The sequence below is a fragment of the Micromonospora humida genome, from assembly GCF_016901255.1.
Lineage (GTDB): Bacteria > Actinomycetota > Actinomycetes > Mycobacteriales > Micromonosporaceae > Micromonospora > Micromonospora wenchangensis.
Genome location: NZ_JAFEUC010000019.1, coordinates 42,577 through 48,749, shown reverse-complemented (window position 1 = coordinate 48,749; position 6,173 = coordinate 42,577). Strand labels below are relative to the sequence as shown.

Genomic DNA, 6,173 nt, shown 5'->3' with positions numbered 1-6,173 from the left:
GAGTGGACGACATGACACTGGCACCGACCGCGAAGGGCACCGTCGAGTTCGGTGACCACCGGACCTGGTACCGGGTGACGGGCGAGCTGCACGACGGCAAGCCCCCGCTGGTGGTGCTGCACGGCGGGCCCGGCAGCACCCACGACTACCTGCTCAACATGGCCGGGTTGAGCCGGTCCGGCTGGCCGGTGGTGCACTACGACCAGCTCGGCAACGGCGGCTCCACCCACCTGCGGGGCCGGGGCGCCGACTTCTGGACCGTCGAGCTGTTCCTCGCCGAACTCGACAACCTGCTGCGCCGCCTCGGCATCGCCGAGGAGTACGTGCTGTTCGGGCAGTCCTGGGGCGGGGTGCTGGCGGCGGCCCACGCGGCCGACCGGCCGGCCGGGCTGCGCGGCCTGGTGATCGCCAACGCGCCCGCGTCGTACCCGCTGTGGCTGCCGGAGCTGGACGTGCTGCGGGCCGCGCTGCCGCCCGGCGTGGATGCGACGCTGCGCCGGCACGAGGCCGCCGGCACCACCGGCAGCCCGGCGTACACGGCCGCGATGATGGTCTTCTACCAGCGGCACGTGTGCCGGCGTAAGCCGTTGCCGCCGGAGCTGATGGCCACCTTCATGGAGATCAACGGCGACCCGACCGTCTACCACGCGATGAACGGGCCGAGCGAGTTCCACATCACCGGTACGCTGCGCGACTACTCGCTGCTCGACCGGCTGCCGCAGATCGACACGCCGACCCTGGTGATCAGCGGCGAGTACGACGAGGTCACCCCCGCCGCCGTGCGCCCCTTCCACGATCTCGTCCCCGGTGCCCGCTGGGAGATCATCGAGGGGGCCAGCCACCTGCCCCACCTGGAGACCCCGGAGCGGTTCACCGAGATCCTCACCCAGTTCCTCGACAAGCTCTGAACCCCGACCGTCCGGCTGGCCCGCTCAGGCGGGGCGGGCCGCCGGGGCGGGGTGGCGGGCGTCGTAGGCCGCCCGGTGGGCGTGCACGTCGTCCAGGTGCGTTTCGGCCCAGGTCTTGAGGGCACGCATCGTCTCGTGCAGGGAGAAGCCGAGGTCGGTCAGCTCGTAGGTGACGGTGACCGGCACGGTCGCCGTCGCGGTCCGGCTGACCAGGCCGTCGCGTTCCAGGGTGCGCAGCGTCTGGGTGAGCATCTTCTGGCTGACCCCGGCGAGCAGGCGGGACAGCTCCGAGTAGCGCATCGGCCGGGGGGTGCCGGCGCAGTCCGCGCCGAACCGGTGCGAGCCGTCGGTGCGCAGCGCGGCCAGCACCAGCGCGACCCACTTGTCGGAGATCCGGGCGAGCAGTTCGCGACTGGGACACTGCGCCACGAACGCGTCGTACGCCACCGCCGCCTCCGCCCGGCGCTCGGCCGCCGTCCTCGTGGTCATCGCCGTTCCTCCCGCAATCGGTGCGCTACGCACTTCCAGGTGCCTACTTCCCGGCAGAAAGCTACCGCACCGATAGTGGTCGGGTACCACTCCGTCCACCACGAAAGGCCGAGGTAACCACATGCTCACCCGCTCTCTGCCCGGCGGCACCTGGACGCTGGGCGACCTGACCGTCACCCGGTTCGGCTACGGTGCCATGCAACTCGCCGGCCCCGGGGTGATGGGACCGCCCGCCGACCCGGACGCGGCGCTGGCCGTCCTGCGGGAGGTCGTCGCCCTCGGCATCACACACATCGACACCAGTGACGCCTACGGGCCGCACGTGACCAACCGGCTGATCCGTCAGGCCCTGCACCCGTACCCCGAGGGGCTGCACCTGGTGACCAAGGTCGGTGCCACCCGGGACGCGCAGGGCGGCTGGCCCACCGCGCGGGAGCCGGATCAACTGCGCCGGGCCGTCGAGGAGAACCTGGAGAACCTCGGCGTCGAGGCCCTGGACCTGGTCAACCTCCGGCTCGGTGACGCCACGGGGCCCCGGGCCGGCTCCCTCGCCGAGCCGTTCGAGGCGCTCGTCGCACTCCAGCGCAAGGGCCTGATCCGGCACCTCGGGTTGAGCAACGTGACGCCCGAGCAGGTCACCGAGGCGCAGTCGATCGCCCCGGTCGTGTGCGTGCAGAACCTCTACAACCTGGCGTACCGGCAGGACGACGCGCTGATCGACAGGCTCGCCGGGCAGGGGGTGGCCTACGTGCCGTACTTCCCGCTGGGCGGGTTCAGCCCGCTGCAGTCCGCGGCGCTGTCGGCCGTGGCCGCCCGCCGGGACGCGACGCCGATGGCCGTCGCCCTGGCCTGGCTGCTGCGGCGCTCACCCAACATCCTGCTCATCCCCGGCACCTCGTCGGTGGCGCACCTGCGGGAGAACGTCGCCGGGGCGGGGCTGACGCTCACCGCCGACGACCTCGCCGCGCTGGACGCGATCGGACGCTGAGGGCAGGACCGCGAAAAGTGCCCGTGACCAGATGCGGTCACGGGCACTTTTCGGAACGGGTGCCGCTCACACGGGAGCGGGCACGCCACGCATGTCGGTCAGCACGCTCCACAACGTCTGCGGGGTGGCGAACGTCTCCATCGACATCGCCTCGTCGACGAAGCGCACGTCGTACTCGCTCTCCAGGGTGGCCAGCAGTTCGACCATGGCGAGGGAGTCCAGGCCGGAGTCGCGCAGGCTGGTGCCGGCCAGCAGCGTCTCCTCGGGGTCGAGGAAGGGCAGGTGCTGGCGCAGGATGGCCTCGAACCGTTGATCCCACATGTCCGCGATTCCTTCCGGTGCAGGGTGAGAAGACGCTAACAACGCCCCACGGGGGCTGACGACCCGACAATCTCCCGGCCGCCGGCCCGCCCGGGTAAGGGGTCGTTAGGGGGGTCGATGCGGGTGGGGGCCGGCGGGGCCGCCGATACGCTCCGGCCATGAGTCGAGAGAACTTCGCGCGCACGCACGCCTCCGTGGAGACGCTGCACGAGTTCCTGTTGGCGGGCGCCCGGCTGACGCCCGACAAGCCGGCCGTCATCCAGGCCGTCGGCGGCGAGGTCGGCTCCATCTCGTACCGTCAGCTCGCCCAGCGGGTCGACGGCTACGCCGCCGCCCTCGACGAACTCGGCCTCGACATCGGCGACCGGGTGATCCTGGAGTCGGACACCTCCCCGACCGCCATCGCGGTCTTCCTGGCCTGCTCGTCGCTGGGCCTGACCTTCATCCCGGTCAGCCCGGAGACCCCGGCCCAGCGGCTCGCGCTGATCGCCGAGAGCACCGCCGCCGCGCTGCACCTGCAACCCGTCGACGGCCGCCGCGAGGGCGTGCCCGCGCCGCTGGGCACCGCCCGGTTCGGCCCGGACGGCATCCAGGTCGAGCGGGCGCCCGCGCCGCGCACCCGGCACCGCCGGGAACTGGTACCCACCGACCCGGCCTACATGATCTTCACGTCGGGCACCACCGGACGACCCAAGGGCGTGGTGATGAGCCACCGGGGCGTGCTCGCCTTCTTCCGGGGGATGCTGCGGCACGGCATCGTCTCCGCCGAGGACCGGGTCGCCACCACCTCGCCGTTGCAGTTCGACTTCTCGCTGCTCGACATCGGCCTGGCGCTGGGCAGCGGCGCGGCGGTGGTGCCGGTGCCCCGGTCGCTGCTGCGCTGGCCGCGCCGCTTCGTGCAGTTCCTCGCCGACAGCGGCGCCACCCAGGTCAACGGCGTGCCGTCGATCTGGCGGGGGGTGCTGCGGCACGAGTTCGCCGGGCTGGCCGCGCTCGGCGAGCAGATCCGCGGGGTGCTCTACTCCGGCGAGAACTTCCCCCTGCCCGAGATGCGCGAGCTGCAACGCGCCCTGCCGCACGCCCGGGTGGTCAACTGCTTCGGCAGCAGCGAGTCCATCGCCGCGTCCTTCACCGACGTGCCCAACCCGCTGCCCGACGACGTCGACCGGATCTCCATCGGCCACGCCCACCCGGGCGCGGAGATGCTGCTGATCGACGAGGACGGCCGGCCGGTCGACTCCCCGGGTGTCGTCGGGCAGATCCACCTGCGCAGCGCCGCCCTGTTCCACGGCTACTGGAACGACCCGGAGGCCACCGCCGCCGCGCTGGTTCCCGACCCGCTCAACCCGGCCACCGGGCAGGTCGTGTTCCGCACCGGCGACCTGGCCTACCGGGGCGAGGGTGGGGAGCTGTACTTCACCGGCCGGGCCGACTCCCTGGTCAAGGTGCGCGGCAACCGGGTCGAGCTGGGCGAGGTGGAGCGCCGGGTCCGGGAGTTCCCGGGCATCGCCGGGGCCGCCGCGCTGATGCTGCCCCAGGAGGGCAGGGACCCGGTGCTGGCCGCGTTCGTGGTGCTCGACGAGGGCGTCACCGGCGTCGAGGAGATGGAGCTGGGCGCGTTCTGCCTGGAGGCGCTGCCCGACTACATGGTGCCGCAGCAGGTCCGGGTGATCGACGAGCTGCCGGTCAACGCCAACGGCAAGATCGACAGGCGGGCCCTCGCCGAGCGCGCCGGACAGCCCGCGCAGCGCTGCCCCGCACCCTGACGGCCCCTGGCCGGTCCCTTCAGGAGGGGGACCGGCCAGGGGTTTTTCTCTGCGTCACCGCCAGCACAGCGAGATGGCGGCATCCGAGTCCTCGGATGCCGCCATGTCGGCGTGACAGCGTCGATCGTCCGGGTCAGCCCTCGGCGGCCTCGCGGGCCAACCGGGCCCGGTCCACCTTGCGGTTGGAGTTCAACGGGAACTCCGGCACGTGCCGGTACGAGCGCGGCAGCATCCCCTTGGGCAGGATCTGCCGCAACTGCCGGGACAGTTCCGCCGGGGCCGTCGGCGCACCCGTGTAGAAGACCACCAGTTCGGTGCCGCCGGCCCCGGAGCGGGCCACGGTCACCGCGTCCTCGATACCGGGGCAGCCCCGCAGGGCGTGCTCGATCTCGGCCAGCTCCACCCGCCAGCCGTGCACCTGCACCTGCGAGTCGAGCCGGCCCAGGTAGATCAGTTCCTTGTTGTCCAACCGCCGGACCCGGTCCCCGGTGCGGTACCAGCGCCGGCCGTCACGCAGCAGGAACCGGCCCTCGTCGTCGGCCGGGTCGAGGTAGCCGGGGGTGAGCTGCGGGCCGGTGATGCAGAGTTCCCCCTCCACCTCGCTGGCCGCGCCGTCGGCGTCGAGCAGCACCCCGTCGTGCCCGTCGTGCAGCGTCCCGATCGGGACCAGCCCGTTGACGCACAACCCCGGCGAGGTCTGCGGCGACCAGCGGTGCCCGGTGATGGTCACGGTCAGCTCGGTCGGGCCGTAGATGTTCTCCAGCGTCGATGCGGGGGCCGAAGCCTGCCAGTCCACCGCGTCGGCCGCGTGCAGCGCCTCCCCGGCGAAGAAGCTCCACCGCAGCGACGGCATCGCCGCCGCAGCCAGCCGGCCGGTCCGCCGGACCAGGGTGATCGCGCTCGGGGTGGAGAACCACACGGTCAGGCCCCGCTCGGCCACGAACGCCGGCACGTCCCGGTACGCCGCCGGCGGCACCGGGTGCACGCTCGCCCCGGCACCCCAGGCGCAGAACAGGTCGAACATCGCGCAGTCGAAGTTCAGGTCGAACGACTGGGAGAACCGGTCGTCCGGGCCGAAGTCGTACCGGTCGTCCAGCACCGAGAAGTAGTGCCGCAGGTTCCCGTGGGTGATCGGCACCCCCTTGGGCCGCCCCGTCGACCCGGAGGTGAACAACACGTAGGCCACGTCGTCCGGGCCGGCGGGGCGGGGTGCGGCCAGCGGCGTCGCCCCGACCACCGGCAGCCGTGGGCCGGTGCCGCTGCCGCGCGGGTCCACCACCGGCGCGAACACCGGCACCCCGGCGACCGCGTCGCCCATCTCCGCCCGGACCGCCAACCCGGCCTCGTCGAGCAGCAGGGTGGAGACCCCGCACGCGGTGAGCATCCCCGCCGTCCGGGTAGCCGGGAACTCCGGGTGCAGCGGTACGGCGGTCGCGCCGACGTACAGGGTGGCCAGCAGCCCCGCGTACGACTCCAGGGTCTTGCCGGCAAGGATGCCGACCACCCGGGGCGGACCGTCCGGCCCGGCGGCCAGCGCCCCCGCCCAGCGCAGCGCGGTGGCGTGCAGCTCCTCGTAGCTGACCGGCCCGGACGGCAGGTGCAGGGCGGTGGCCCGGGGTGCCGCGGCCAGCCCCTGGAGGAACCGGCCGTGCAGGGCGTAGTCGGTGTGCTGGGTCATCTCGTCCTCCGTGCTCTACCGGC

At 72.8% G+C, this 6,173-nt stretch carries 6 protein-coding genes; 3 read left to right on the top strand and 3 right to left on the bottom strand.

Features of this window, described 5'->3' with window-relative positions; all coding sequences use genetic code 11:
* The first annotated feature begins 2 nt into the window (after window positions 1–2).
* Entirely contained in the window at window positions 3–908 is a 906-nt protein-coding gene (locus JQX11_RS29340) for a proline iminopeptidase-family hydrolase (protein WP_204928211.1), read from the top strand.
* 24 nt (window positions 909–932) lie between these two features.
* Here the strand turns inward: JQX11_RS29340 and JQX11_RS29335 are convergent, their stop codons facing one another.
* Window positions 933–1,397: a winged helix-turn-helix transcriptional regulator gene (locus JQX11_RS29335; RefSeq protein WP_204928169.1), complete on the bottom strand. Its 465-nt coding sequence runs from the start codon at window positions 1,395–1,397 to the stop codon at window positions 933–935.
* A 121-nt stretch (window positions 1,398–1,518) separates the two neighbouring features.
* Between JQX11_RS29335 and JQX11_RS29330 the strand changes: the two genes are divergently transcribed.
* Complete coding sequence (locus JQX11_RS29330; RefSeq protein WP_269756989.1) at window positions 1,519–2,385, top strand: aldo/keto reductase family oxidoreductase; 867 nt, start codon at window positions 1,519–1,521, stop codon at window positions 2,383–2,385.
* A gap of 66 nt (window positions 2,386–2,451) precedes the next feature.
* Here the strand turns inward: JQX11_RS29330 and JQX11_RS29325 are convergent, their stop codons facing one another.
* Complete coding sequence (locus JQX11_RS29325; protein ID WP_088642125.1) at window positions 2,452–2,706, bottom strand: phosphopantetheine-binding protein; 255 nt, start codon at window positions 2,704–2,706, stop codon at window positions 2,452–2,454.
* Window positions 2,707–2,864: 158 nt separating this feature from the next.
* Here JQX11_RS29325 and JQX11_RS29320 point away from each other — a divergent pair, with 158 nt between their 5' ends.
* Window positions 2,865–4,472 (top strand): AMP-binding protein, encoded by a 1,608-nt coding sequence (locus tag JQX11_RS29320; RefSeq protein ID WP_204928168.1) that lies wholly within the window; start codon window positions 2,865–2,867, stop codon window positions 4,470–4,472.
* A gap of 133 nt (window positions 4,473–4,605) precedes the next feature.
* Here the strand turns inward: JQX11_RS29320 and JQX11_RS29315 are convergent, their stop codons facing one another.
* Window positions 4,606–6,150, bottom strand: a complete 1,545-nt coding sequence (locus tag JQX11_RS29315; RefSeq protein ID WP_204928167.1) for an AMP-binding protein — start codon at window positions 6,148–6,150, stop codon at window positions 4,606–4,608.
* Window positions 6,151–6,173: the final 23 nt, after the last annotated feature.